Below are 24,069 nucleotides of genomic sequence, written 5' to 3'. Positions count from 1 at the left end.
TCGACGAATGGACCCCGCTTCCGCCGCCGCGTCGCCGCGACACCGCTCCGCCTGGCTGACCGGCTTCATCCTCGCCAATGCCCTGCTCGGGTCGCTGATCACCTGCAGCAACATCCCGCTGGCCAGCGCCGCGTCGGACTGGCGCTCGGCGCTGTTCCTGCTGCTCGCCCTACCCGGTCATTTCATCTTCTTCGGCGCGCTGGTGGCACTGCCCGCGTGGGTGGTGGGCCGTCTGGTCCGCAATCCGCGCTGGATGATCGGCACCGCCGTGGCGCTGCAGTCGCTGTGGATCTGCCTGCTGCTGGCGGATGCGAAGGTGTTCGAGCTGTACCGGTTCCACCTCAACGCGATGGTCGCCAACATGATCTTCGGCGGCGCGCTGAGCGACCAGGTCACGTTCTCGGCCGGCATGTGGGTGCTGATCGCATTCGCGGTGGTTGCCCTGTTCGCGCTGCAGGCGTTTGCCGCACGACTGTGGTGGCGTGCGCTCGACCGTCGCCCCGGGCTGATCGGCATCCGCCGCGCCTGGTGGGCGGTGGCGGTGTGGCTGGCCCTGGGCCAGGTGATGACGGCCGTGTCGGATGCGCGCGGCGATCGCGCGGTGCTCGCGCAATTGGCCTACATCCCGTGGGCGCAGCCGATCACGATGAAGGACACGCTGGCGCGCCTGGGTGTGCACACGGCGAGCGCGTCGACGCTTCCCAATGCCGGCGACAACGTGCTCGGCTATCCACGCCAGTCGTTGCAGTGCGATGCGCGCCCGGCGCTGAACGTGCTGGTGGTGATGGTCGAATCGCTGCGCCACGACATGCTCGTTCCCGAAGTGATGCCCAACACCGCGCGCTATGCGCAGGACGCGCAGCGCTTCGATAACCACGTCAGCACCGGCAACGCCACGCGCTTCGGCCTGTTCGGCCTGATGTACGGCCTGCCCGGCGGCTACTGGCAGGCGATGCTCGCGCAGCAGCGCGGCTCGGCGATGATCGACCTGATGCAGCGCGATGGCTACCGCATGCACATCTACGGCAGCGCCCCGCTGTACAGCCCGGAATTCGACCGCACGGTGTTCGCGCAGGTGCGCGATCGCATCGTCAACGCGCCGTCGGAACTGGGTCGCGCGGAACGCGACCGCTACGTGGTCGATCGCCTGCAGGCGGACATCCGCAACCATTCGGCGAACGAACGCTTCTTCGGCTTCGTGTTCCTCGATGCGCCGCACGCGCCGTACCACCTGCCGGAAGGCTTCCAGTCGCCGTTCCAGCCGATGGCGCAGGAAGTTAACTTCCTCAAGCTCGGGCCTGAGCACGACCCGACGCCGGAGTTCAACCGCTACCGCGCGGCCGTGCATTACAGCGACCAGATGATCGGCCAGCTGCTCGATGCACTGAAGCACAGCGCGATCGCCGACAACACGGTCGTGCTCATCACCGGTGACCACGGCGAGGAGTTCAACGAGCTGCGCCAGAACTACTGGGGCCACAACGGCAACTTCTCCGACTGGCAGCTGCGCACGCCGTTCGTGCTGCACTGGCCGGGCCGCGCGCCGGGCGTGACGACCGCGCCGACCTCGCACGAGGACTTCGTCCCGACCGTGATGCGCCATGCGCTGAACTGCCGCAACGACACCGCGGATTATTCGACCGGCGTGGACCTGTTCGGGAATATCCCGGCGACACGCCCGTTGCTGGTGGAAAGCTGGTCGCAGCGCGGCATCCGCGACGGCGAGCGCATCTACCTGTTCGACAACTTCGGATCGGCCACGGTGGTCGATCGCCAATACCGTGCGCTCCACGACGCCGAAGTTTCGCCGCACGCAGTGAGCAGTTCGTGGGAGCAGCTCACGCGATTTCAGAAGCGCTGAGTCTTGCGATATGGAACGCCCTCCCGTTGCGGGAGGGCGGAATGCCTCACACCGCTTCGCGGACCGCTGCGGCGAGACGATCGAGCGTGGACTGCATCAGGCCGGCGTCGTCGGCTTCGACCGTGACGCGCACCACCGGCTCGGTGCCCGATGGACGCAGGAACGCACGACCGCGACCGGCCACTGCCGCCTGCGCATCCGCAAGTGCGGCCTGCACCGACGCGGCCTCGACCGGGCGCGAATCGCCCTGGAAACGCACGTTGACGGTCTTCTGCGGCACCTTGCTGAAGCCGTCCAGCGCCTGCCGCAGCGAGATGCCGCGACGCTTGAGCACTTCCAGCACCTGCAGCGCACTGACGATGGCATCGCCGGTGTTGGCGCGGTCCAGGCACAGCAGATGGCCGGACGCTTCGCCGCCGAGCACGCCGTCGTTGGCGATCAGCTGCTGGTGCACGTAACGGTCGCCGACCTTGGCGCGGATGAAACCGATGCCGCGTTCGGCGAAGGCGCGTTCCAGCGCGTAGTTGGTCATCAGCGTGCCGACCACGGGGCCCCTCAGGCGGCCGCTGGCCTGCCAGTCGCTGGCAAGCACGTACAGCAGGTCGTCGCCGTCGCAGACCACGCCGTCGCTGTCGACGAACAGCACGCGGTCGCCGTCGCCGTCGAAGGCGATGCCGACATCGGCGTCGGTCGCGCGGACGTGCGCGGCCAGCGTCTCGGGATGGGTCGAGCCCACGCCGTCGTTGATGTTGATGCCGTTGGGATCGATGCCGATGGCGTCGACGCGCGCGCCCAGCTCGCGCAACACCAGCGGACCGAGCTGATAGGTCGCGCCATTGGCGCAGTCCATCGCGATGCGCAGTCCGCCGAGGTCGAAGCCCTTGGGCACCGACGACTTGCAGTGCTCGATGTAGCGGCCCAGCGCGTCGCGCGTGCGCACGGCCTTGCCCAGCTGCTCGGACGGCACGGTGCGGAACGGCTGTTCCAGCGCCGCCTCGATCGCCAGCTCGGTCGCGTCGTCCAGCTTCTCGCCTTCGGCCGAGAAGAACTTGATGCCGTTGTCGTGATGCGGGTTGTGCGAGGCCGAGATGACGATGCCACCGTCGGCGCGCATGGAGTGCGTGAGGTGCGACACGGCCGGCGTCGGCATCGGGCCCATCAACTGCACGTCCACGCCCGCGGCGACGAGACCGGCTTCGAGCGCGGCCTCGAACATGTAGTTCGAGATGCGCGTGTCCTTGCCGATGATCACCACCGGATTTCGCCAGTCGCGGCGCGGCAGCGCGTGGCCGTAGGCATTACCCAGGCGTAGGACGAAGTCGGCCGAGATCGGACCTTCGCCCACGCGCCCACGGATGCCATCGGTTCCGAAATACTTGCGGCTCATCGGCTTGCTCCCTCGCGTTCCCGCGGCGCGGGAACGGAGTCGATATGGAAAGGGACGATCTGGAAAGAGACGTGCATCGGCGCCCTGCCCCTGCACCTGTCCCGGCGCAGGCACGAGCGCCGATGGGTCACGCCGCGGCCTCGGGCTCGTCGCTGGGCGCGGGCTGCTTCATCATCAACGCCATCAGCGTGGCGAGGCGGTCGCGCAGTTCGCGGCGATCGCAGATCTGGTCGAGTGCGCCGTGCTCGAGCAGGAATTCCGAACGCTGGAAACCTTCCGGCAACGTCTCGCGCACGGTCTGCTCGATAACGCGCGGGCCGGCGAAGCCGATCAGCGCTTCCGGTTCGGCCAGGTTGAGGTCGCCCAGCATCGCGAACGAAGCGGACACGCCGCCGGTGGTCGGATGCGTCATCACCGAGACGAACGGCAGGCCCTTCGCACGCATGCGCGCGAGAGCGGCGGACGTCTTGGCCATCTGCATCAGCGAGAACAGGCTTTCCTGCATGCGCGCGCCACCGGTCGCGGTGAAGCACACCATCGGGCAGCCCAGCTCGACCGCGCGCTCGGCAGCGCGGGTGAAGCGCTCGCCGACGACCGAACCCATCGAGCCGCCCATGAAGGGGAAGTCGAACGCGGCGGCGACCAGTGGACGCTGCTTGAGCGTGCCTTCCATCGCGACCAGCGCGTCGCGCTCGCCGGTCGACTTCTGCGCGGCCTTGATGCGATCGGAGTACTTCTTCTGGTCACGGAACTTGAGCACGTCGGTCGGGCCCAGCTCGCCGGCGATCTCGCGCGTGCTGTCCGCATCGAACAACGCCGTCAGCCGAACGCGCGCGCGGATCGGCATGTGGAAGCTGCACTTCGGGCAGACCTCGAGGTTCTCCTCGAGTTCGGGGCGGTAGAGCACCGCGCCGCAGCGGTCGCACTTTTCCCACAAACCTTCGGGCACGCTGCGGCGCTTGGACGCGCCGGTTTCGGTGCGGATGCCCGAGGGCATGAGTTTCTTGAGCCAGGACATGCGTTGGGTATTCCCCGTTCAGGCTTGGTGAAAGCCGGAGTGGGGTCCGGCCGAGCGGGCCAGTTTAGCGCAGAGACCTGCGAAGGCCGCTCAGCCCGTGGTGGCGTCCAGGGCGGCGCGCAACGGTGCCAGGAACGTACGGGCCTGCACGGAAGGATCGGCCGCATCGGCCAGTTCGGCCACGAGCGCACTGCCGACCACGACGCCGTCCGCCTCGCGCGCCATCGCCGCGGCACTGGCCGCGTCCTTGATGCCGAAGCCAGCGACCACCGGCACCCGGCTCTGCCGGCGAATGGCCTGCAGGTGCGTGGATGCGGCGCCGGTGTCGAGACGGTCCGCGCCTGTCACGCCGGCGAAACTGACGTAGTAGAGGTAGCCCTGCGCATCGTCGGAGAGCAGGCGCAGGCGCGCGTCGGTGGTGGTCGGCGACGCGAGCAGGATCAGCGCGAGTCCGTGCGATTGGAACGCGGCGCGGACCTCGGACGATTCCTCCGGCGGCAGGTCGACCAGCAGCACGCCGTCGACGCCCGCGTGCACGGCTTCGCGCGCGAAGCGCTCCGCGCCGCGGATCTCCACCGGATTGAGGTAGCCCATCAGCACGACCGGCGTATCGGCGTCGCATTCGCGGAAACGGCGCACGCTGTCGAACACGAACGCCAGTCCGGCGCCGCGCGCGAGTGCACGTTCGGAACTGCGCTGGATGGTCGGACCGTCGGCCATCGGATCGGAGAACGGCACGCCCAGCTCGATCACGTCCGCACCGGCTTCGACCAGCGCGTGCATCACCGGTACGGTCGCCTCCAGCGAGGGATCGCCCGCGGTGATGAACGGTACCAGCGCCTTGCGGCGGGCCTCGCGCAGTTGGTTGAAGCGTCGGTCGATCCGGTTCATGGCAATCCGCCGTGGTTCGTCGCGCCCTGCAAGGGGAAGGCCCGGAAGCCGGCGGGATGGAGGAGGGAGGGGCCCGCCGCCTCCCCGACCTTCCCCTTGCAGGGCGCTGACGTCGATGGGTTCTGGGTCAGAGCGAAATCCCTTCGCGCGCGGCGATGGTGTGCACGTCCTTGTCGCCGCGACCGGACAGGTTGCACAGCACGATCGCATCGGGCGGGAGTTCGCGCGCGAGCTTGATCGCCTGCGCGATCGCATGGCTGGATTCGAGCGCGGGCAGGATGCCTTCGGTGCGCGACAGCTGGTGGAACGCGGCAAGCGCTTCGTCGTCGCTGACGCCGACGTACTGCGCGCGGCCAGCATCCTTGAGGAACGCGTGCTCCGGCCCGACGCCCGGATAGTCCAGGCCGGCCGAGACCGAATGGGTTTCGATGATCTGCCCGTCGTCGTCGCACAGCACATAGGTGCGATTGCCGTGCAGCACGCCGGGACGACCGGCCGCGAGCGACGCCGCATGGTGGCCGGTGGCGATGCCCTCGCCCGCCGCTTCGGCGCCGACCAGGCGCACCGACGGATCGTTGAGGAAGGCATGGAAGATGCCGATCGCGTTGCTGCCGCCGCCCACGCACGCAGTCACCGCGTCGGGAAGCCGCCCGTACTCGGCCAGCATCTGTGCGCGCGCTTCGCGGCCGACCACGGCATTGAAGTCGCGCACCATGCGCGGGTACGGATCGGGGCCGGCGACCGTGCCGATGATGTAGAACGTGTCGCGCACGTTCGTCACCCAGTCGCGCATCGCTTCGTTGAGCGCATCCTTCAGCGTCGCCGAACCACTGGTCACCGGCACTACCGTCGCACCGAGCAGCTTCATCCGGTAGACGTTGATCTTCTGGCGCTCGATGTCGGTCGCGCCCATGTAGACCACGCATTCCAGTCCGAGCCGCGCCGCGACCGTGGCGCTGGCGACGCCGTGCTGGCCGGCGCCGGTCTCGGCGATGATCCGGGTCTTGCCCATGCGGCTGGCGAGGAGCGCCTGGCCGATGGTGTTGTTGATCTTGTGCGCGCCGGTGTGGTTCAGGTCCTCGCGCTTGAGCAGGATGCGCGCGCCGCCGACCTCGCGGCTGAGCCGCTCCGCGAAGTAGATCGGACTGGGACGGCCGACGTAATGGGCGAGGTCTCGATCGAACGCCTCGTTGAACGCCGGATCGACGCGGGCGGCGTCGTAGGCGGCGGCCAGTTCCTCCAGCGGACCGATGAGGGTCTCGGCGACGAAGCGCCCGCCGTAGCGGCCGAAGTGACCGGCGGCGTCCGGCCAAGCGTGGAAGTCGGTGATCTCCATGCCGTGACTTTATCGGCGACAGATCGCACAGACCATGCATAAAATCGGCACGACCTGTCAGGATTACTCACACATCCATGAGCCGCGACCTGCCCCCGCTCAACGCCCTGCGCGCCTTCGAGGCCGTGGCCCGGCTGGACAGCGTAAGCCGCGCTGCCGAGGAGCTGCACGTCACCCACGGTGCGGTCAGCCGGCATCTCAAGGCGCTGGAAGAGGCGCTGGGCACGCCCTTGTTCGTGCGCGAAGGCCGCGGGTTGGCACTGACCCCCGCCGGCCATCGCCTGCACGAAGCTGCCGAGGTCGCGTTCGCCCCGCTACGCCAGGCCTGGACCGAACTGCGCCGCCGCCCGCACGCGCCGCTTGTGCTTGGTTGTCCGGGCAGCCTGCTGGCGCGCTGGATGATCCCGCGCCTGGACCGGCTCGCCCGTGATATGCCCGACCTCACCCTGCATCTGTCGCCCAGCGAGACCGTTCCGGACGCACGCCTCGCCGGCATGGACGCGGCCCTGCTCATCGCCGAACCACCGTGGCCCGCGGAGTGGCAGGTGCACGAACTGGCGATCGAGCGCATCGGACCGGTGGTCGGCCCGCGCTTCGCCGGTGTCGATCGCCTCCGCGACGCCTCGCCCGACGCGCTGCTGGCGTTGCCGTTGCTGCATACCGCCTCACGCCCGCAAGCGTGGAGCGACTGGGCGCGGCGCAACGGACTCGATCCGTCGGCACTACAGCTGGGAACCGGCTTCGCGCATCTGTACTACCTGCTCGAAGCCGCCGAAGCGGGGCTGGGCGTGGCGATCGCACCGGAACCGCTGGTCGCGGAGGACATGCGCGCCGGGCGCCTGATCGCACCGTGGGGATTCGTCGACACCGACGGCCGCTGGGCTTTGGTCGCGCCCAGGCGCAGTACGGATCCGCGCGTGGCGCGATTGGCGGAATGGCTGCGCGGTGAGCTGGCCTAATGTGTGAAGCGCATGCCGACATGGAAGGTGCTGTCATTCCCGCGAAGGCGGGAATCCACGCATCAGGGCATCAAGCGTTGCATAGAGCGGAATGGCGTCTGTTGGTTGGATTCCCGCCTTCGCGGGAATGACAGCAAAAAGGCCGAGAAACGCTGGACTCCCGCCTGCACAGGAACGATCAGCCAACGAATCAACCGCGCAGCGAATCCGCGCGCCGCACTTCCTCGACGAAGCGACGCATCTTCGCTGCGTCCTTCTCACCCGGTGCGGACTCGATGCCGCTGGACACATCCACACCCCACGGGTGCACATCGCGGATGGCGTCGAACACATTGTCCGGGCCGAGGCCGCCAGCGAGCAGGAACGGCTTGCCGAGATCGCGCGGAATGCGTGTCCAGTCGAAGGGCCTGCCGGTGCCGCCACCGGCTCCGCGCGCGTGGCTGTCGAGCAGGAATGCCGATGCGTCCGCATGGTCCTTCGCCTGCGTCGCCGCATCGCCGCCCTCGCCCATCGCGATGACCTTGAGGTACGGCAGGCCGAAGCTGCGGCAGAACGCCGCATCCTCATCGCCGTGGAATTGCAGCAGCGTCGGCCGCACCTGCGCGATCACCTCGCGCACGAGCTCGGCCGGGCTGTCCATCACCAGCGCGACGACATCGACGAACAGCATTGTGTGCGTACGCAGCGCCGCGGCCTGATCGACCCCGAGCCGGCGCGGGCTACGCGCGGCGAACACGAAACCCACCGCGTCGACGCCCAGCTCGCAGGCGAGCGCGACGTCCTGCGCGCGGGTCATGCCGCAGAACTTGATGCGCGTGCGCAGCGGTGCGTTCACAACGTCACCTCTGCGGGCAGGCCCCACTGCGCCGGATAGCGCGGGCCGAGGAACAGCAATCCGGTCGGCGGTGCGGTCGGACCGGCGACGGTGCGGTCGCGACCGGCGAGCAGTTCCGCGATCCAGCCCTCCGGCTTCTCGCCGCTGCCGACCATCAGCAGGCTGCCGACGATGTTGCGCACCATGTGGTGCAGGAACGCGTTGGCCTGCACTTCCACTTCGACCACGTCGCCACTGCGGGTGACGAGGATCTGCTGCAACTCGCGGAACGCGTGCGGCGACTGGCAGTGCACGGTGCGGAACGCGGAGAAGTCGTTCTCGCCGAGCAGTGCCTGCGCGGCGCGATGCATCGCGTCGGCGTCGAGCGCACGGCGTTCCCAGCTCAGGTACTGGCGCTGCAGCGCGGCACGTATCGGGCGATTGAGGATGCGGTAGCGATAGCGGCGCGCACGCGCCGAGAAGCGCGCATGGAAATCGTCCGGCACCGCCTGCGCCCAGCGCACCGCGATCTGCGGCGGCAGGCGGCTGGTCACGCCGAGCATCCAGCTGCGCGGATCGCGCTGCGCATGGCTGTCGAAATGCACGACCTGGCAGGCCGCGTGCACGCCGGCGTCGGTGCGGCCGGCGCAGATGGTCTCCACCGGATGCCCGGCGACGAAGGAGATCGCGTTCTCCAGCGCCGCCTGCAGGGTTTCCTCGCCTTCGCGTTCGGGTTCGCCGTGCTTGCTCAGGCGCTGCCAACCGCAGAAACCGCTGCCGTCGTACTCCACGCCGAGCGCGAAACGCCGCGCCGGCGGTGCGTCCAGCGTGTTGGTGTCGACGCCGGACGTGTCCTGCGCCACGGTCAATCCAGCTCTTGCAGCATCCGCGACGCTTGCTGGCGCGCGGCCAGATCGCCGTTGATCACGACTTCGCTGAGCAGCTGGCGCGCACTTTCGGTGTCGCCCAGGTCGAGGTAGGCGCGCGCGAGTTCCAGGCGCTCCTGCCCCGGCTGCGTCGCCAGAGTCGGTTCGACGTGGCCACGGCGTCCGCCATTGGAGGCGACGTGCCAGGCCGGCGCGATCGGTGCGGACGGTGTCGGCGCGGGACGCGCGCGGGTCGGCTGCGGGGTGAGTTCGAACGGCGGCTCATCGGATTCGACGACAGCAGCGCGCGGCGTTTCCTCCACGCGCGCTTCTTCCGCCTGCGCTTCGACGATCGCGGCCTCGACCGCTTCCGGCTCGTCGGCCAAGGGTTCGGCGAACGCATCGGCGATCGACGGCGCAGCGGCGGACGGCGCGCGGAACACCGGCTTCGAAGGACGACGACGCCACAGCCAGCCACCGACCAGCACCAGCAGCAGCGCGCCGCCGCCGATGGCCCACGGCAGGGCCGAGCCGCCGGACGGCGCGGCTTCGTTGTTGCTCTTGGCCAGGCGCTGCTGCGCGGCGGCCAGTTCGCTGTCCTTCATCGCCATCAACTGCTGCTGCTTCTGCTGCAGTTGTTCGAGCTCGGCGACGCGGCTCTTGAGTTCCTTCACCTCGGCCTCGCGGGCCGCGATGGTTTCCTGGTTCTGCTGCAGTTCCTGTCGAAGCATCTCGCCCTCACCACCGGCCTCGATGCCGGACTGCGTTCCCGCCTGGGTGGCGCGGCTCGCGCCGGGCGGGACGATTTCCAGACGCGCATCCGCGGTCGTGCCGCCCGCTGCCGACGCCGTTGCACCACTGCTCGCTGGTGTCGCACCCGCCGACGTCGCCGCTGCGGCGGAGGCGACGATGTCGCCTTCCAGCGCAGGTTGCGGCACCGCGCGGCGCGCATCGCGCCATTGCTGGACCTGGCTCGCCACCAGACGGCGTGCCTGGCTGGCATCGACGCTGGCCAGTTCGTCGCCCGGCGGCAGCGCGAGCACCGCGCCGGCCTTGAGGCGGTTGATGTTGCCGCCGATGAACGCATCGGGGTTGGCGCGCAACAGCGCGATCATGGCCTGGTCGAGGGTGAAGCCCTCGCCTTCCATGCGGCCGGCGATCTGCGACAGCGTGTCGCCGCGGCGCACTTCGTAGTCGCCGGACAGCTCGCGGGCCACGTCGGGCACCGGCGCGCGCGGCGGCGTCGCCACCGCGACCTGGGTCTGCGGCTGTGGTTCGGGCGTCGGCGCGATTTCCGTGCCGGTGCCTTCTTCGGCCGTGGTTTCCTCGCTCGCGACTTCCGGCGGCGGCTCGGTGGCGGGCGGCGCGGCTTCGACCGGCCGCTCGATGGTGTTCGGTGCGGAAACGACGGTCTCGTCGATCTGCGGCTGCAGCGGCGCGGACACCGTGCGCGGCGCATCGACCAGCGCGGCGTATTCGCGCACCAGCCGGCCCTGGCCCCAGTCGACCGAGACCAGGAAGGTCAGCAACGGTTCGGTGACGGGCTGCTCGGTGGTGACGCGGATGACCGGTCGGCCGGCGGAGTCCAGCGCCGAGGTGAACTGCAACTGCGCGACCAGGCCCATCGGCGGTTGCAGGCCGATGCGGGCGAAGACGAGGGGCGAGGCGAGCTCGGCCTGGATGTTCTCCAGTTCGCTCGGATCGCTGGAAATAATCGGGATCTCGGCCAGGAACGGCTGGCCGAGCCGGGACTTGACCTCGATCTGCCCCAGGCCCAGCGCCGAAGCCGCGCCGCTGGCCAAGGCCAGAGCCAGCCCCAGCGCGGTGCGCGCGTAGCGTCTGGCCGAGCTTTGTTTGACAACCTGTTGTTTCACTTCGGATCCCGTGCCCGTCCCCCGGCGCGACTCTAGCCGTCGGCGGGTCCGGTAGCAATTGAAACCGCCGCCGATTGCGACATCGGCGACGGATTGGGGGCTACGCCCGCCTCAGCCGCGTTCGGCCAGGACCAGCTCGGCCACCTGGACCGCGTTCAGCGCCGCGCCCTTGCGGATGTTGTCGGACACGATCCACAGGTTGACCGCCCGCGGATGCGAGTAGTCGTCGCGGATGCGGCCGACGTACACCGGGTCGTTGCCGGACGCGTGGGTCACCGGAGTCGGGTAACCGCCCGCCTTCGGCTCGTCCACCACTTCCACGCCCGGTGCGGACAGCAGCATCTCGCGCACCTGCGCCGCGCTGATCTTCTCGCGCGTCTCGACGTTCACCGCCTCGGAGTGCCCGTAGAACACCGGCACGCGCACCGCGGTGGGGTTCACCTGGATGCTGTCGTCGCCGAGGATCTTGCGCGTCTCCCACACCAGCTTCATCTCTTCCTTGGTGTAGCCGTTGTCCTGGAAGTCGTCGATGTGCGGGATCAGGTTGAACGCGATCTGCACCGGGAAGCGCTGCGGATCCGCGTCCTGGAAGTTCATCAGCGCAGCGGTCTGCCGGCCGAGTTCCTCCAGCGCCGAACGGCCGCCGCCGGAGACCGACTGGTAGGTCGCCACGTTGATGCGCTCGATGCCGGCCTTGCGGTGGATCGGCGCCAGCGCGACCAGCATCTGCATGGTCGAGCAGTTCGGGTTGGCGATGATCCCGCGCGGACGGTTCTTCACCTGTTCGGGGTTCACTTCCGACACGACCAGCGGCACGTCGTCGTCGTAACGGAACGCCGAGGAGTTGTCGATCACCACCGCGCCCGCCGCGGCGAACTTCGGCGCGTATTCCTTGGACACGCTGCCGCCGGCCGAGAACAGCGCGATGTCGACCTTGGACGGGTCGAACGTCGCCAGGTCCTCCACCACGATTTTTTTCGCGCCGAACTCGATTTTCTCGCCGGCCGAGCGGGCGCTCGCCAGCAGGTGCAAGTTGCCAATGGGGAATTTCCGCTCGACGAGGATGCGCAGCATCGCTTCGCCGACGGCGCCGGTCGCACCGACGATGGCTACGTTGCAGGAGTTCTTGGCGTTCATTGTTTCCTTCTTGTCGTGGTTGGAAGTACCGCGTGTGGAACCGCCGGACCCATTCCGGAGGGTGTTGCATGCGTGTCCGCGCTCAGCCGGACGGGCCCGCGCTGCCGCCGTTGCGGCGTCGCAGGTCCTCGATGGCGTCCGGAGACAGCCACAGTACCGCATCCAGGTACTGCTCGATCATCGCCAGCACGGTTTCGCGCGGACCTTGCCGCCATTGCGGCGAGGCGTAGAAGGCGTCCTGGCGGGATTCCAGGTCGGCCAGGTCGTCGTAGGCGCGGATCAGGAAATAACCCTCGGCCTGGTGCGGCGACGGCCCGAAGGCCACCACGTCGTGGCCCCATTCGCGCAGCATCGGCACGGCCTGCTCGACGAACGCGCGATGGAACGCGGCGCGCGCGTGCGGCCTGAGCTGGTAGGAGCGGATCTGGACGAGTCGCTGCATGGCGGACGGCGTGGATTGGCGTAGCGGGTGCCGGCAATTATCCGGCGGATCGAACGGTGGCGGAGCGAGTCAGGCGCCGCGTTTGAGTCCCGTTTTCGCATCCCGCGCCGCCAGTGCGTCGGCGTTCACCGGCGTGGGCGGACGTCCCGCGTCCGGGCCGTGGCCGAGCGCAGCGATCAGGTTGTCGACAGCCAACGTGACCATCGCGCGCCGCGTGGCGAGGCTGCCGCTCGCGATGTGCGGCGTCAGCACGACATTGCGCAAGGCGAGCAGGCGCGGGTTCACCGCGGGCTCGCCCTCGTACACGTCCAGTCCGGCCGCGGCGAGGCGACCGCTGGCGAGCGCTTCGGCCAGCGCGTCCTCATCGACGATGCCGCCACGCGCGATGTTGGTCAGCGTCGCGGTGGGCTTCATCTTCGCCAGCGCAGTGGCATCGATGAGGTGATGCACGGCCGGCGAATACGGCAGAACCAGCACGAGATGGTCGGCGCTGGACAGCAGCGTGTCGAGGTCGACGTACTCAGCGCGGCAATCGCGTTCGACGTCGGCGGGCAGGCGCGAGCGGTTGTGGTAGCGCACGCGCATGCGGAAACCCGACGCGCGACGCGCGATGCCCTGCCCGATCCGGCCCATGCCGAGGATGCCCAGCGTCGCGCCGTGGAGGTCGCTGCCGAGCAGCGTCTCGAAACTCCACTGCCGCCACTGGCCGTCGCGCAACCAGCGTTCGGCCTCGGTGATGCGGCGCGCGGCGGCCATCATCAGCGCGAAGCCGAAGTCGGCCGTGGTTTCGGTCAGCACGTCGGGAGTGTTGGTGACGACGACGCCCGCCGCCGTCAGCGCCGACACATCGAGGTTGTTGTAGCCGACGCCGACATTCGCGATGGCGCGCAGGCGCGGCGCGTTCGCGACCTCGGCGGCGCCGATGGGATCGTTGAGCGTGACCAGTGCGCCGTCGCAGCCCGCGAGCGCGTGCGCGATGTCCTGTGGCGAATGCTTGCCCACGCGCGCGGTCTCGACCACGTCGAAGTGCTCGCGCAGCCGTCCAACGATGTCGCCGAACAGCGGTTGCGAGACCCAGACGCGTAGCCGTGTATCAGCCATCGCGCTGTGCGGGAACACGCGGTGTGACCTCACCGACGTCGCCGCACTGCGCGCGGTGGCGCAGCGCCTGGTCCATCAGCACCAGTGCGACCATCGCCTCGCAGATGGGGGTCGCGCGGATGCCGACGCACGGATCGTGGCGACCGGTAGTGACGACTTCGGCGACATCGCCGTGGATGTCGAGACTGTCGATCGGCAGGCGCAGGCTCGACGTCGGCTTGAACGCCACCGAGCAGCGCACCGGCTGGCCCGTGCTGATGCCACCGAGGATGCCGCCGGCGTGGTTGCTGGCGAAGCCCTGCGGCGTGATCTGGTCGCGATGTTCGCTGCCCTTCTGCGCGACCACGCCGAAACCGTCGCCGATCTCCACGCCCTTGACCGCGTTGATGCTCATCAACGCGCTGGCCAGTTCGCCGTCGAGCTTGCCGTAGATCGGTTCGCCCCAGCCGGGCGGCACGTTCGTCGCGATCACGTCCACGCGCGCGCCGACCGAATCGCCGGACTTGCGCAGCGCGTCCATGTACAGCTCCAGCTCCGTCACCTGGCGCGTGTCGGGCCAGAAGAACGGGTTGTTCTCGACCGCGGACAGATCGAAGCCGTGCGGCACGATCTCGCCGATCTGCGACAGCCAGCCCTGCACGTGCACGCCGTGGCGGTCGGCCAGCCACTTCTTCGCGATCACGCCCGCGGCCACGCGCATGGTGGTCTCGCGCGCGGACGAACGCCCGCCACCGCGCGGATCGCGAATGCCGTACTTCTGCCAGTAGGTGTAGTCCGCGTGGCCGGGCCGGAACTGCTCTGCGATCTTCGCGTAGTCCTTGCTGCGCTGGTCGGTGTTGCGGATCAGCAGCGCGATCGGCGTGCCCGTGGTGACGCCTTCGTACACACCGCTGAGGATCTCGACCTCGTCGGCCTCATGGCGCTGCGACGTGTGGCGCGTGCGTCCGGTGGCGCGACGCTCGAGGTCGTGGCGGAAATCCTCCGGCGCGATGGCGATGCCGGGCGGGCAACCGTCGACCACGCAGCCGATCGCGGGCCCGTGGCTTTCGCCGAAGGTGGTGACGGTGAGGAGCTTGCCGAAACTGTTGCTGGACACGGGAGGATCCGCTCAGGTCAGGCCCAACTGTAGCAATCGGATTTGGTTGCTGCTGCGACCGTTGTGAGAAGCAAGTGCCTTGCTTGCCTCCCTCTCCCCTTGCGGCGACCGCAGGGAGTGCAGAGCTGAGAGGGACAGGCCGACGCAGGCGGCCAGGGAGAGGGGTAAGCCGTGCACGCTGCGCGTACCCCTCTTCCGCCCTTTGGGCACCTTCTCCCACAAGGGGAGAAGGGAACAGCAGAGGATGCCTCAGCGTGCGTCCGCGAGCGCCTTGATCTTCGCGTGATGCTCGACCAGGTCCGCGCGTTCGACCACGAAGATGCCCATCTGGCCGACCTTGAATTCCACCCACGCCATCGGCAGCTCCGGCAGCAGTTCGACCAGCGCGTTTTCCGCTTCGCCGACTTCGCAGATCAGCAGGCCCTGCTCGCTCAGGTGGTCCGGCGCGTCGCGCAGGATTTTCAGCGCGAGGTCGAGGCCGTCGTGGCCCGCGCGCAGGCCGAGTTCGGGTTCGAAGGAGTATTCCTTCGGCAGCGCATCGGTCTCGTCGTCGGTGACGTACGGCGGATTGGTGACGATCAGGTCGTAGACCTGGCCCTTCAGCCCCTCGAACAGGTCCGACTTGCGCAGGGTGACGTTGCCCGCGTGCAGGCGTTCCTTGTTTTCCTTCGCCAGCGACAATGCGTCGTCGTTGATGTCGACGCCGTCGACCTCCCAGTGCGGGTGGTAGTGCGCAGTGGCAATGGCGATGCAGCCCGAACCGGTGCACAGGTCGAGCACGCGTTCGACTTCGCGACCGCCCAGCCACGGCTCGAAGCCGGTCGTGATCAGCTCGGCGATCGGCGAACGCGGCACCAGCGCGCGCGCATCGCTCTTGAAGCTCAGGCCCGCGAACCAGGCCTCGCCGGTCAGGTAGGCGGCCGGGACGCGCTCGCGCACGCGGCGCTCGAACAGCGCCAGCACGCGCGCCTGCTCGTCCGCGGTGACGCGCGAGGCGCCATACACGGGGCTCAGGTCGTGCGGCAGGTGCAGCGCGTGCAGGACCAGCTGCGTCGCTTCGTCCAGTGCGTTGTCGTAGCTGTGGCCGAAGGTCAGGCCGGCCTCGTTGAAGCGGCTGCCGCCGTAGCGGATCAGGTCGATGATCGAGACCTGCTGGAACTGCACGGTCTCGGGGGTCGCGATGCCGGTCATGGCGGGGCCTTGCGGAGGGGGTCGGCGATTATAAGGGGCCGCGCCCGGTATCATGCCCGGCGCATCCTCATCGCCCCGTCCACGCCATGTTCAACCGCACCACGGTCTACATCCTGATCGCCGCGCTGGCCGCCGCCCTCGGCCTGTGGGCCGCGCAGCACTTCTTCGCGCCGCCTGCCGGGCCATCGCTGCCGCAGACGCGGGCCGTGCGCCTGTTCTCGCCGGCGCGCGAACTGCCGACCTTCAACCTGCGCCAGTCCGACGGCACCGCGCTGGTCCCGGGCGAACTGAAGGGCCACTGGACCCTGGTCTTCCTCGGCTTCACCCATTGCCCGGACGTGTGCCCGACCACGCTGGCGGAAATGGCCAAGGCCCAGAAGCAGTGGGCCGCGCTGCCGGAATCCGTGCGCCCGCGCCTGCTGTTCGTTTCGGTCGATCCCGAGCGCGACACGCCCGACCTGATCGGCTCGTACGCGCACGCCTTCCACCGCGACACACTGGCCGCGACCGCCGACGTGCCCGCGCTGGAGAACTTCGCCAAGTCGCTGAGCATGGTGTTCGCCAAGGTGCCGGCGCCGGAGGGCATCCCGGCCGACCAGTACTCGATGGACCACAGCGCCTCGATGGCCGTGCTCGATCCGCAGGGGCGCATGGCCGGCATCGTGCAGCCGCCGTTCGAGCCGCTGGCCATCGCCGCTGACATGACCGCCTTGACGCAGGCGTCGCCGGCCGCGCCCTAACCTCGCGGCACGCCACACGCATCCCGCACGCCGGCCACGCGCGCCGGCAGCCTCCGCACACACGTCGAATCCATGAGCCTGGTCACTGCCCTCACCTACGTCCTGCCGCACCGCCTGCTGTCGTCGATGGCCCGTTCGCTCGCGTATTCGGAATCGCCCGGCCTGAAGCAGTGGCTGATCGACACCGTCACGCGCCGCTTCGGCGTGAACCTCGGCGAGGCCGCCGAACCCGATCCGCGAGCCTACCCCACGTTCAATGCGTTCTTCACCCGCGCGCTCAAGCCGGGCGCACGCGTGCCCGATGCCGATCCGCGCGCGTTGCTGATGCCGGCCGACGGTCACGTCAGCCAGTGCGGGCCGATCGAGAACGGCCGCATCTTCCAGGCCAAGGGCCAGTCGTTCACCGCGAGCGAACTGCTCGGCGACGAAGCCGCCGCGGAGCCGTTCAACAGCGGCCTGTTCGCCACGGTCTACCTGTCGCCGAAGGACTACCACCGCGTGCACATGCCGTGGACCGGCACGCTGCGCGAGACCGTGCACGTGCCCGGCCGCCTCTTCAGCGTCGGCACCGCGGCGGTGGCCAACGTGCCGCGCCTGTTCGCGCGCAACGAGCGGCTGGTGTGCCACTTCGACACCGACTTCGGCCCGATGGCGATGGTGATGGTCGGCGCGCTGCTGGTGTCGGGCGTGGAAACGGTGTGGAGCGGCGTGGAGATCCCGCGATACGGCGACCGCATCAACCGCAAGGACTATCGCGGCAAGGGCATCACCCTGGAGCGTTTCGCCGAGATGGCGCGCTTCAACTACGGCTCGACCGTGATCGTGCTGCTGCCGCCGGGCGTGGCGGCCATGAATCCGTCGCTGGGCGCGGAATCGCCAGTGCGGCTGGGCGAGAAGCTCGCCACGCGTCGCTGAATCGACGGATCGCCTTGCAGGCTCTGTAGCCCGGGTAAGCGAAGCGCACCCGGGGATGTCACGCGAGGTGATATGCAAACCCGGGTGCGCTTCGCTTACCCGGGCTACTCAATCGCGCGGCGGAAGCGAGCGCGCGAGTCCCCACTGCGCGAGCCAATAGCTCGCCAGCACCGCAGCCGACGCCGCCGCGAACGGCACGACGAAGCGGTCCCACGCCAGCAACGCATCGGACAGCACGAAGCACGCGCCACCGATGGCCGCGCTCGCACTGGCGGCATCGCGCTGTCGCCACCACACCGCCAGCGCCTGCGCCGCCATCGCGGCGAGTACGACCACGTAGACGACCACCGGCACGCGCAGCGCATCCGGCAACCCAGGCCACAGCTGCGACAGCACGATGCCCGCGACGAGCGCGTACAGCGCGAACGGCCACAACGACGCGAACCACCGCCCGCGCTGGCGCAACGCCAGCAGGTACGCCAGGTGCGCGAGCAGGAAACTCGCCAGGCCCGGCACGAACGCATCGACCGGCAACATCAGGAACACGTCGCCGAACGTCGACAGCACCAGCCCGACCAGCAACCACGTGCGATAGCGCGGCACGGCGGACGCCATCCGCCACACGCTCCACGCGATCAGCAGTGTCGTCAGCGGCTTGAACAGCCAGTGCAGCCACGGCATCGCCGGCAGGTACGCACCGGCGATGGCGAGGCCGGCGGCGATCGCCACCGCCCATGTGAAGGAACCCGTGCGTGTCACAGTGCCAGTCGTCGTTGCCATTGCAGCCTCACGAAGATGCGCTTGCCCCAGTCGCCATCCCATTCCACCGGCAGGCCGACCGAGGAGATCGTATCGACGATGCTGCGTGCAACCGACACCGCCGCCGCCTCGCCTTCCTCGACCGCGCCGTAGTTCAGGAACAGGCCGTAGCCGTCGATGGCGCTCTCGGTGTCCTGCATGTGGAAGAACGCGTAACCGTTGACGGGGCCGCCGCGCTCGCGCGTCGCATGCATCTCGTCGCCGATCTCCGCCACGCCACAGGTGCCGCAGCAGGTGAAGTTCTGCCGGCACACCACGCCCTGCGTCTCCAGCGTGGAGAACGCCTGTTCGAGGCGGTCGTGGTCGGTCACGTCGGGCCAGCCGGCCGCGTCGAGACGGTAGGCCGCGATTTCCGACTGCAAGAGTTGCTGCGCGTGGGCGCGCAGTTCGTCGGCGCCGTGCGGTTGTGCGTCGATCACTTCCAGCGCGTTGTCGACGATGGTGTCGACCTCGAGGTAACCGCCGCGCAGGTCGCGGACGATGTAGCTGCGCAGTTCCTCGAGGAGTTCCTGCTGCTTCGCGGCGTCGTCCGGCTGCGCGGCAGCGTCGCGGCGCCGGAACAGTCCGGCGATCCAGTTCCAGGCCATGCCCATCCCCCTGTCGTCCCCTTCGACCGGCGTAGCTTCCTCCGTCCGGGGCCCGGGCTCAACCGTCCGGGCCTGGCGGGCATTCGCCCGTGCGGGCCTCAGCCCTCGCAGCCGTCCAGCTTGAGCTTCTGGCCGGGGCGGATCGCGTAGCGCGGGGCCTTGAGCTTGTTGGCCTTGGCGAGGTCGCCGGTATCGCACTGGAACTTCTGCGCGATCGCGGTAAGGGTTTCGCCCCGCTTGACCGTGTACGAGCCCGGACGCGCCGGCTTGCGCGGCTTGGGCGCGGCACTGGCGGCGGTCGCGCCGGCCGCGCCGGTGCCGGCGGTTTCGGCCTCGTACACCGCGTCGTCGTCCGGCAGCGGCGTCACCGGGCCGGTGCGGACGATGGCGGAACTCGCATCGCTGGTGACGAGCGTGTGCGCCAGGTCGGCGCGCTGGCCGCTGATGCAATGGCGGTTGTACAGCGCGACGATCTTGCTGGTTGCGCTGAGCGTAGTGCCGGCCGGCAGCCAGCGATCGGCTTCGTAGCGCGGGTTGAGATTGCGCAGTGCGCGCATGAATCCATCGCGCGTGCCGCCGTTGCCCAGGCAGATGGTGAGCTCGTAGATCGAGCTGCCCTTGCTCAGGCGCAACGGCGCCGGGCGCGCATCGACCTTGGGCGGGGTCAGGCCGTATTCCTTCGGATGCAGGAACAGCCATGCCGCGGCGATCACCATCGGCACGTAGTCGCGGGTTTCGGCCGGGAACTGGTTGTAGACCGACTCGTCCCAGAAATTGCGGCCGCCGGAGCTGTTGTAGACGCGCTGCGCGCGACCCTCGCCGCCGTTGTACGCGGCCAGCGACAGTTCGATGCTGCGGTTGAGCTGGCCCAGGCGCTCGTTGAAGTACGACGCCGCCGCCTGCGAGGAAGCGCGCGCGTCGTAGCGCGTGTCGAAGCCCGTGCCGTCCTCGCCGAGACCGAAACGGCGGCCGGTCGAGTACATGAACTGCATCGGGCCGGCTGCGCCCGCACGCGAGGTCGAATGCACGCGGCCGTTGGATTCCTTCGCCATCACGCCGAACAGCAGTGCCTCCGGAAGTCCGGCGCGCTGGAACTGCGGCCACATGTTCTGGCGCAGGTACTGGTAGTTCTCGAAGGTGTCCATCAGTGCCGGCCGCATGTCGGTCAGCCAGCGACGGATGCCGGCCTGCACGGCCGGGTTGTACTGGACCATCTTCACGAACTGCTGGCCGTCGGCGCTGAGCAGCGCGGCGGCGCGCGCGGCCTCGGGCACGTCGGCGGTGATGCTGCCGGCGCCTTCGTCGTCGTTGTCCTCGGGCACTTCGTCGCCGGCGGCGACGTCGGCGTTCTGCTTGAGCAGGCGCTTGTAGGCGGTGAGCATGGTCGTGGGCGAGCAGCCCTTCTGCTTCACGCAGGCGGCCATCACGTCTTCCATGTCCTCCAGCGCGGCGTCCACCTCGGTCCGTCCGGCCGGATCGGCGTTGCCGATCTGTACCAGGCCCTGGCGATAGCGTGTCTCCGCCGCCTGCATGCGCTGGTTGAGGACATCGACCGCGGCCTGGTCGCGCTTGGAAAGGGCGTGGGCGTTGGGAACGGAGACAACCAGGCCGAGCGCGAGCAGCGCGACGGAAGGACGGGCAAATACAGGCATGGACGGCAACGGGCGACAGCGGGGGCAGCCGGCAGGTTAGCCGCGCGCTTCGAGCCGCGGCAAGCCTTGTCGACATCCGGATGCATGAACGGGCTCGCCGTCACGCCGCCAGCGCGCCTCGCGGGCAGAACATGGGAAAAAGTCCCGGCTGGCGCGCATGTGAAGGGCACGCTTCCGCCGCGCCGCCGCGCTCGTCCACAATCCCTGCACCTTCCCCCGGAACCGGACATGGACTCCACGCTCCCCATCCTCATCGGCAAGGCCGTCACCACGCCGACGTCCCTGCCCGACTCGCAGGGCCACGTGTACCTGCAGCCGAAGTTCGGCAATCGCCACGGGCTGGTCGCCGGGGCCACCGGTACGGGCAAGACGGTGACGCTGATGACGCTGGCCGAAGGCTTCTCGCGGCTTGGCGTGCCGGTGTTCCTGGCGGATGTGAAGGGCGATGTCGCCGGCCTGGCGGTCGCTGGCACCGGCAACGAGAAACTGCAGGCGCGCGTGGCGGAGATCGGCATCGAGGGCTATGCCAACGAAGCCAACCCGACGGTGTTCTGGGACCTGTTCGGCAAGATGGGGCACCCGGTGCGCACCACCGTGAGCGAGATGGGCCCGACCCTGCTGGCGCGTGTGCTCGAACTCAACGACACCCAGTCCGGCGTGCTCGACATCGTGTTCAAGCTGGCCGACGACCGCGGCCTGCTGCTGCTCGACCTCGAAGACCTGCGTGCTCTGCTCGGCCTGGTCGCCGATGAACGCAAGGACATCTCCACGCGTTACGGCCTGGTCAGCGCGCAGTCGATCGGCGCGATCCAGCGTTCGCTGCTGCGGCTGGAGCAGGAAGGCGGCGAGATGTTCTTCGGCGAACCAGCGCTGGAACTGGCCGACCTGATGCGCACCACACCCGATGGTCGCGGCGTGGTCAACATTCTCGCCTCCGAGCAGCTGATCCTGAAGCCGCGTCTGTATTCGAGCTTCCTGCTGTGGCTGCTGTCGGAACTGTTCGAAACACTTCCGGAAGTCGGCGACCTCGACAAACCCAAGCTCGTCTTCGTGTTCGACGAAGCGCACCTGCTGTTCGACGACGCGCCGCCGGCGCTGCAGCAGCGCGTGGAACAGGTGGTGCGCCTGATCCGATCCAAGGGCGTGGGCGTGTATTTCTGCTCGCAGTTCCCCGACGACGTGCCCGACGACATCCTCGGCCAGCTCGGCAACCGCGTGCAGCATGCGCTGCGTGCATTCACCCCGCGCGACCAGAAGGCGGTGAAGACCGCGGCCGAGACCTTCGTGCCCAACCCCGCGCTCGACGTCGCCAAGGCGATCTCGCAACTCGGCACGGGCGAAGCGCTGGTCTCGACGCTGCAGGACAAGGGCATTCCGATGCCGGTGGAGCGCACGCTGGTCGCACCGCCGCGTTGCCGGATGGGCGCGATCACCGATGCCGAGCGCGCGCAGGTACGCGCGGGCAGCCCTGTCGGGCACAAGTACGACGAACGCATCGATCGCGACTCGGCGGCGGAGATGCTCACCACGCGCGCCGAATCCGCCGCGCAACAGGCCAAGGCACCGCCGGCGCGCACGCGCGAACAGGACGACACCGAAGACAGCGGCTTCGGCCAGTCCGTGAAAGACGCCGTGTTCGGCACGAAGCGCCGCCAGGGCATGGTCGAGACGATGGCCAAGCAGACCGCGCGCACCGTCGGCAGCCGCATCGGCCAGCAGATCGTGCGTGGCCTGCTGGGCAGCATTTTCGGCGGAAGCCGTCGTTAGTTCCCCATCCCCCGACGCAAGGAGCACCTTCACATGAAAGCTGCCCGTTATCTCGCATTCGCCGGACTGACCTCGCTGGCCCTCGTCGCCTGCAAGCCGCAGACGCCGGCCGAACCTGCAACGTCCGCCACGCCGGCAACGGAAGCCGCACCGGCTACGCCAGCGCCGGCCGCGGATGCCGCCACTGCCGCCGCGCCGTTCGATGCGAAAGCCTTCGCCGGCACGTTCGCCGGCACCCTGCCCTGCGCCGACTGCCCCGGCATCGACACGCGCATCGTGCTCGCCGCCGACGGCACCTACACGCTGACCGAGACCTACCAGGACCGTCCCGCACCGCCGAACAAGGGCGACGGGACGTGGACCGTCGAGGAGAGCGACACGCGCCTGCGTCTGGATCCGAACAGCAAGAGCGACAACGACCGCCTGTTCGCGATCCTGTCGAAGGACGAGATCCGCCAGCTCGACCAGCAGGGCAAGGCGATCGAAAGCAACCTGCCCTACAACCTCAAGCGCACGGCGCAGTAACGCGCACGCCGCGTGAAGCGCATCGCGACGATTGCGCTTCGCGCCGGATGCGCCACCATGTGCGGCACGCATCACCGGAGCAACGCATGGGTCGCTGGCGACCACCCTCGGAAAGCAGCACCGCGCTGATCACGCGCGGCGGCCACGACCGGCTCAAGACCGAGCTGGATGAGTTGTGGCGCGTGAAGCGGCCGGAAGTGGTGAAGGCGCTCGCCGCCGCCGCGGCAGAAGGCGACCGCTCCGAGAACGCCGAATACACGTATCGCAAGAAGCAGCTCGGCGAGATCGACCGGCGCGTGCGCTACCTCAGCAAGCGCCTGCCCTCGCTGCGCGTGGTCGATACCATGCCGAGCGACCCGGACGCCGTGTTCTTCGGCGCCTGGGTCGAGATCGAACAGACCACCAGCGGCGAGAGCCAGCGCTACCGCATCGTCGGCCCCGACGAGACCGACGCGAAATCCGGCTGGATCAGCATCGATTCGCCGCTGGCGCGCGCGATGCTGAAGAAGCGGCTGGACGACGAGTTCGAGGCGGTGTTGCCCGGCGGTGCGGCGCGCTTCGTGATCGTCGATGTCGCCTACGGCGATGACGGCGGCTGACGGCATCATCGTGCGCGACGCGGTGCCGGCCGATGCCACCGCGATCAGCGCGCTGGTCGTCGGTCTCACGCAGCGCTGGATCGCCGGCGACTGCACCACGGAAGGTGCGGCGGAACTGCTCGATTCGATGGCCGAAGCGCCTACCGCCGAACGCCTGCGCGACGGTCATCGCTACCTCGTCGCCGAACGCGACGGTGAGATCGTCGGCGTCGCCGCATTGCGCCTGCCTTCGCACCTGTATCACCTGTTCGTGCGCGAGGACGCGCAACGTTCCGGTATCGCCCGCTGGCTCTGGGAAGCGGTACGCGCGCATGCCGATCCCGCCGCACCGGTGACGGTCAACGCCTCGCGCCATGCGCTGGAGGTGTATCGGCGACTCGGCTTCCAGGCCGTCGGCGAGGAAGATCGCGAGCGCGGCATCCCGTCCACGCCGATGGTGTGGCGTCCCCAGGCATGACGCGCGCTCGCCGGCTGCGGTAGCGTTGCACGCAT

At 68.9% G+C, this 24,069-nt stretch carries 23 protein-coding genes; 8 read left to right on the top strand and 15 right to left on the bottom strand.

Translation table 11 applies throughout. The features are described from left to right. Positions 1–7 precede the first annotated feature (7 nt). Positions 8–1,861 (top strand): DUF3413 domain-containing protein, encoded by a 1,854-nt coding sequence (locus tag FOF45_RS13395; protein ID WP_158985657.1) that lies wholly within the window; start codon positions 8–10, stop codon positions 1,859–1,861. A 46-nt stretch (positions 1,862–1,907) separates the two neighbouring features. Here FOF45_RS13395 and glmM read toward each other — a convergent pair whose 3' ends face one another. The 4 genes from glmM to trpB form a co-directional block, all read right to left on the bottom strand. Continuing rightward, positions 1,908–3,248, bottom strand: coding sequence for a phosphoglucosamine mutase (gene glmM / locus FOF45_RS13390; protein WP_158985655.1), 1,341 nt, complete (start codon positions 3,246–3,248; stop codon positions 1,908–1,910). Between the two features lie 127 nt (positions 3,249–3,375). Continuing rightward, a complete protein-coding gene (gene accD, locus FOF45_RS13385; protein WP_158985653.1) occupies positions 3,376–4,266 on the bottom strand; it encodes an acetyl-CoA carboxylase, carboxyltransferase subunit beta in 891 nt (296 codons plus the stop codon). Between the two features lie 90 nt (positions 4,267–4,356). Further along, positions 4,357–5,157 carry a tryptophan synthase subunit alpha gene (gene trpA, locus FOF45_RS13380; RefSeq protein ID WP_199244487.1) on the bottom strand — a complete coding sequence of 267 codons (801 nt, stop codon included), beginning with the start codon at positions 5,155–5,157 and terminating at the stop codon, positions 4,357–4,359. Positions 5,158–5,284: 127 nt separating this feature from the next. Continuing rightward, the gene (trpB, locus tag FOF45_RS13375; protein WP_158985651.1) at positions 5,285–6,493 is read right to left on the bottom strand and encodes a tryptophan synthase subunit beta; all 1,209 of its coding nucleotides are present in this window, start codon (positions 6,491–6,493) and stop codon (positions 5,285–5,287) included. Positions 6,494–6,570: 77 nt separating this feature from the next. Between trpB and FOF45_RS13370 the strand changes: the two genes are divergently transcribed. Continuing rightward, complete coding sequence (locus FOF45_RS13370; RefSeq protein ID WP_158985649.1) at positions 6,571–7,452, top strand: LysR family transcriptional regulator; 882 nt, start codon at positions 6,571–6,573, stop codon at positions 7,450–7,452. Positions 7,453–7,642: 190 nt separating this feature from the next. Here FOF45_RS13370 and FOF45_RS13365 read toward each other — a convergent pair whose 3' ends face one another. The 8 genes from FOF45_RS13365 to prmB all read right to left on the bottom strand — a co-directional run bounded on the left by FOF45_RS13365 (position 7,643) and on the right by prmB (position 15,973). Beyond that, the gene (locus FOF45_RS13365) at positions 7,643–8,287 is read right to left on the bottom strand and encodes a phosphoribosylanthranilate isomerase (RefSeq protein ID WP_158985647.1); all 645 of its coding nucleotides are present in this window, start codon (positions 8,285–8,287) and stop codon (positions 7,643–7,645) included. Further along, positions 8,284–9,093 (bottom strand): tRNA pseudouridine(38-40) synthase TruA, encoded by an 810-nt coding sequence (truA, locus tag FOF45_RS13360; protein WP_158987509.1) that lies wholly within the window; start codon positions 9,091–9,093, stop codon positions 8,284–8,286. The genes FOF45_RS13365 and truA overlap by 4 nt, the downstream gene beginning before the upstream one ends. Positions 9,094–9,131: 38 nt before the next feature. Next, positions 9,132–11,006: a type IV pilus assembly protein FimV gene (locus tag FOF45_RS13355; protein ID WP_233264144.1), complete on the bottom strand. Its 1,875-nt coding sequence runs from the start codon at positions 11,004–11,006 to the stop codon at positions 9,132–9,134. A 111-nt stretch (positions 11,007–11,117) separates the two neighbouring features. Beyond that, the gene (locus tag FOF45_RS13350; RefSeq protein WP_158985645.1) at positions 11,118–12,143 is read right to left on the bottom strand and encodes an aspartate-semialdehyde dehydrogenase; all 1,026 of its coding nucleotides are present in this window, start codon (positions 12,141–12,143) and stop codon (positions 11,118–11,120) included. An 82-nt stretch (positions 12,144–12,225) separates the two neighbouring features. Then, entirely contained in the window at positions 12,226–12,585 is a 360-nt protein-coding gene (locus FOF45_RS13345; RefSeq protein WP_158985643.1) for an NIPSNAP family protein, read from the bottom strand. 69 nt (positions 12,586–12,654) lie between these two features. After that, positions 12,655–13,686 (bottom strand): 2-hydroxyacid dehydrogenase, encoded by a 1,032-nt coding sequence (locus tag FOF45_RS13340; protein ID WP_158985641.1) that lies wholly within the window; start codon positions 13,684–13,686, stop codon positions 12,655–12,657. Then, positions 13,679–14,782, bottom strand: coding sequence for a chorismate synthase (aroC, locus tag FOF45_RS13335; protein WP_158985639.1), 1,104 nt, complete (start codon positions 14,780–14,782; stop codon positions 13,679–13,681). The genes FOF45_RS13340 and aroC overlap by 8 nt, the downstream gene beginning before the upstream one ends. A 249-nt stretch (positions 14,783–15,031) precedes the next feature. Continuing rightward, positions 15,032–15,973, bottom strand: coding sequence for a 50S ribosomal protein L3 N(5)-glutamine methyltransferase (prmB, locus tag FOF45_RS13330; RefSeq protein WP_158985637.1), 942 nt, complete (start codon positions 15,971–15,973; stop codon positions 15,032–15,034). Between the two features lie 86 nt (positions 15,974–16,059). Between prmB and FOF45_RS13325 the strand changes: the two genes are divergently transcribed. Beyond that, a complete protein-coding gene (locus FOF45_RS13325) occupies positions 16,060–16,713 on the top strand; it encodes an SCO family protein (protein ID WP_158985635.1) in 654 nt (217 codons plus the stop codon). Positions 16,714–16,785: 72 nt separating this feature from the next. Further along, entirely contained in the window at positions 16,786–17,628 is an 843-nt protein-coding gene (asd, locus tag FOF45_RS13320) for an archaetidylserine decarboxylase (protein ID WP_158985633.1), read from the top strand. Between the two features lie 108 nt (positions 17,629–17,736). Here the strand turns inward: asd and FOF45_RS13315 are convergent, their stop codons facing one another. The 3 genes from FOF45_RS13315 to FOF45_RS13305 form a co-directional block, all read right to left on the bottom strand. Beyond that, entirely contained in the window at positions 17,737–18,408 is a 672-nt protein-coding gene (locus tag FOF45_RS13315) for a lysoplasmalogenase (RefSeq protein ID WP_158985631.1), read from the bottom strand. Next, on the bottom strand, positions 18,384–19,034 hold the full coding sequence (locus FOF45_RS13310; RefSeq protein ID WP_158985629.1) for a DUF6891 domain-containing protein: 651 nt from the start codon (positions 19,032–19,034) through the stop codon (positions 18,384–18,386). Before FOF45_RS13310 ends, FOF45_RS13315 begins: the two co-directional genes overlap by 25 nt. A gap of 98 nt (positions 19,035–19,132) precedes the next feature. After that, a complete protein-coding gene (locus FOF45_RS13305) occupies positions 19,133–20,686 on the bottom strand; it encodes a transglycosylase SLT domain-containing protein (RefSeq protein ID WP_158985627.1) in 1,554 nt (517 codons plus the stop codon). 228 nt (positions 20,687–20,914) lie between these two features. Here FOF45_RS13305 and FOF45_RS13300 point away from each other — a divergent pair, with 228 nt between their 5' ends. From FOF45_RS13300 to FOF45_RS13285, 4 genes are all read left to right on the top strand, one after another. Then, on the top strand, positions 20,915–22,453 hold the full coding sequence (locus tag FOF45_RS13300; RefSeq protein ID WP_158985625.1) for a helicase HerA-like domain-containing protein: 1,539 nt from the start codon (positions 20,915–20,917) through the stop codon (positions 22,451–22,453). 33 nt (positions 22,454–22,486) lie between these two features. Continuing rightward, a complete protein-coding gene (locus FOF45_RS13295; protein WP_158985623.1) occupies positions 22,487–22,978 on the top strand; it encodes a copper resistance protein NlpE in 492 nt (163 codons plus the stop codon). An 86-nt stretch (positions 22,979–23,064) separates the two neighbouring features. Then, a complete protein-coding gene (greB, locus tag FOF45_RS13290; RefSeq protein ID WP_158985621.1) occupies positions 23,065–23,577 on the top strand; it encodes a transcription elongation factor GreB in 513 nt (170 codons plus the stop codon). Further along, positions 23,564–24,034 (top strand): GNAT family N-acetyltransferase, encoded by a 471-nt coding sequence (locus FOF45_RS13285; RefSeq protein WP_158985619.1) that lies wholly within the window; start codon positions 23,564–23,566, stop codon positions 24,032–24,034. The genes greB and FOF45_RS13285 overlap by 14 nt, the downstream gene beginning before the upstream one ends. Positions 24,035–24,069: the final 35 nt, after the last annotated feature.

The organism is Lysobacter panacisoli (assembly GCF_009765165.1).
Taxonomy (GTDB): domain Bacteria; phylum Pseudomonadota; class Gammaproteobacteria; order Xanthomonadales; family Xanthomonadaceae; genus Lysobacter_J; species Lysobacter_J panacisoli.
The sequence above is the reverse complement of the archived record's forward strand: the minus strand, read 5'-3'. Positions and strand labels throughout refer to the sequence as shown.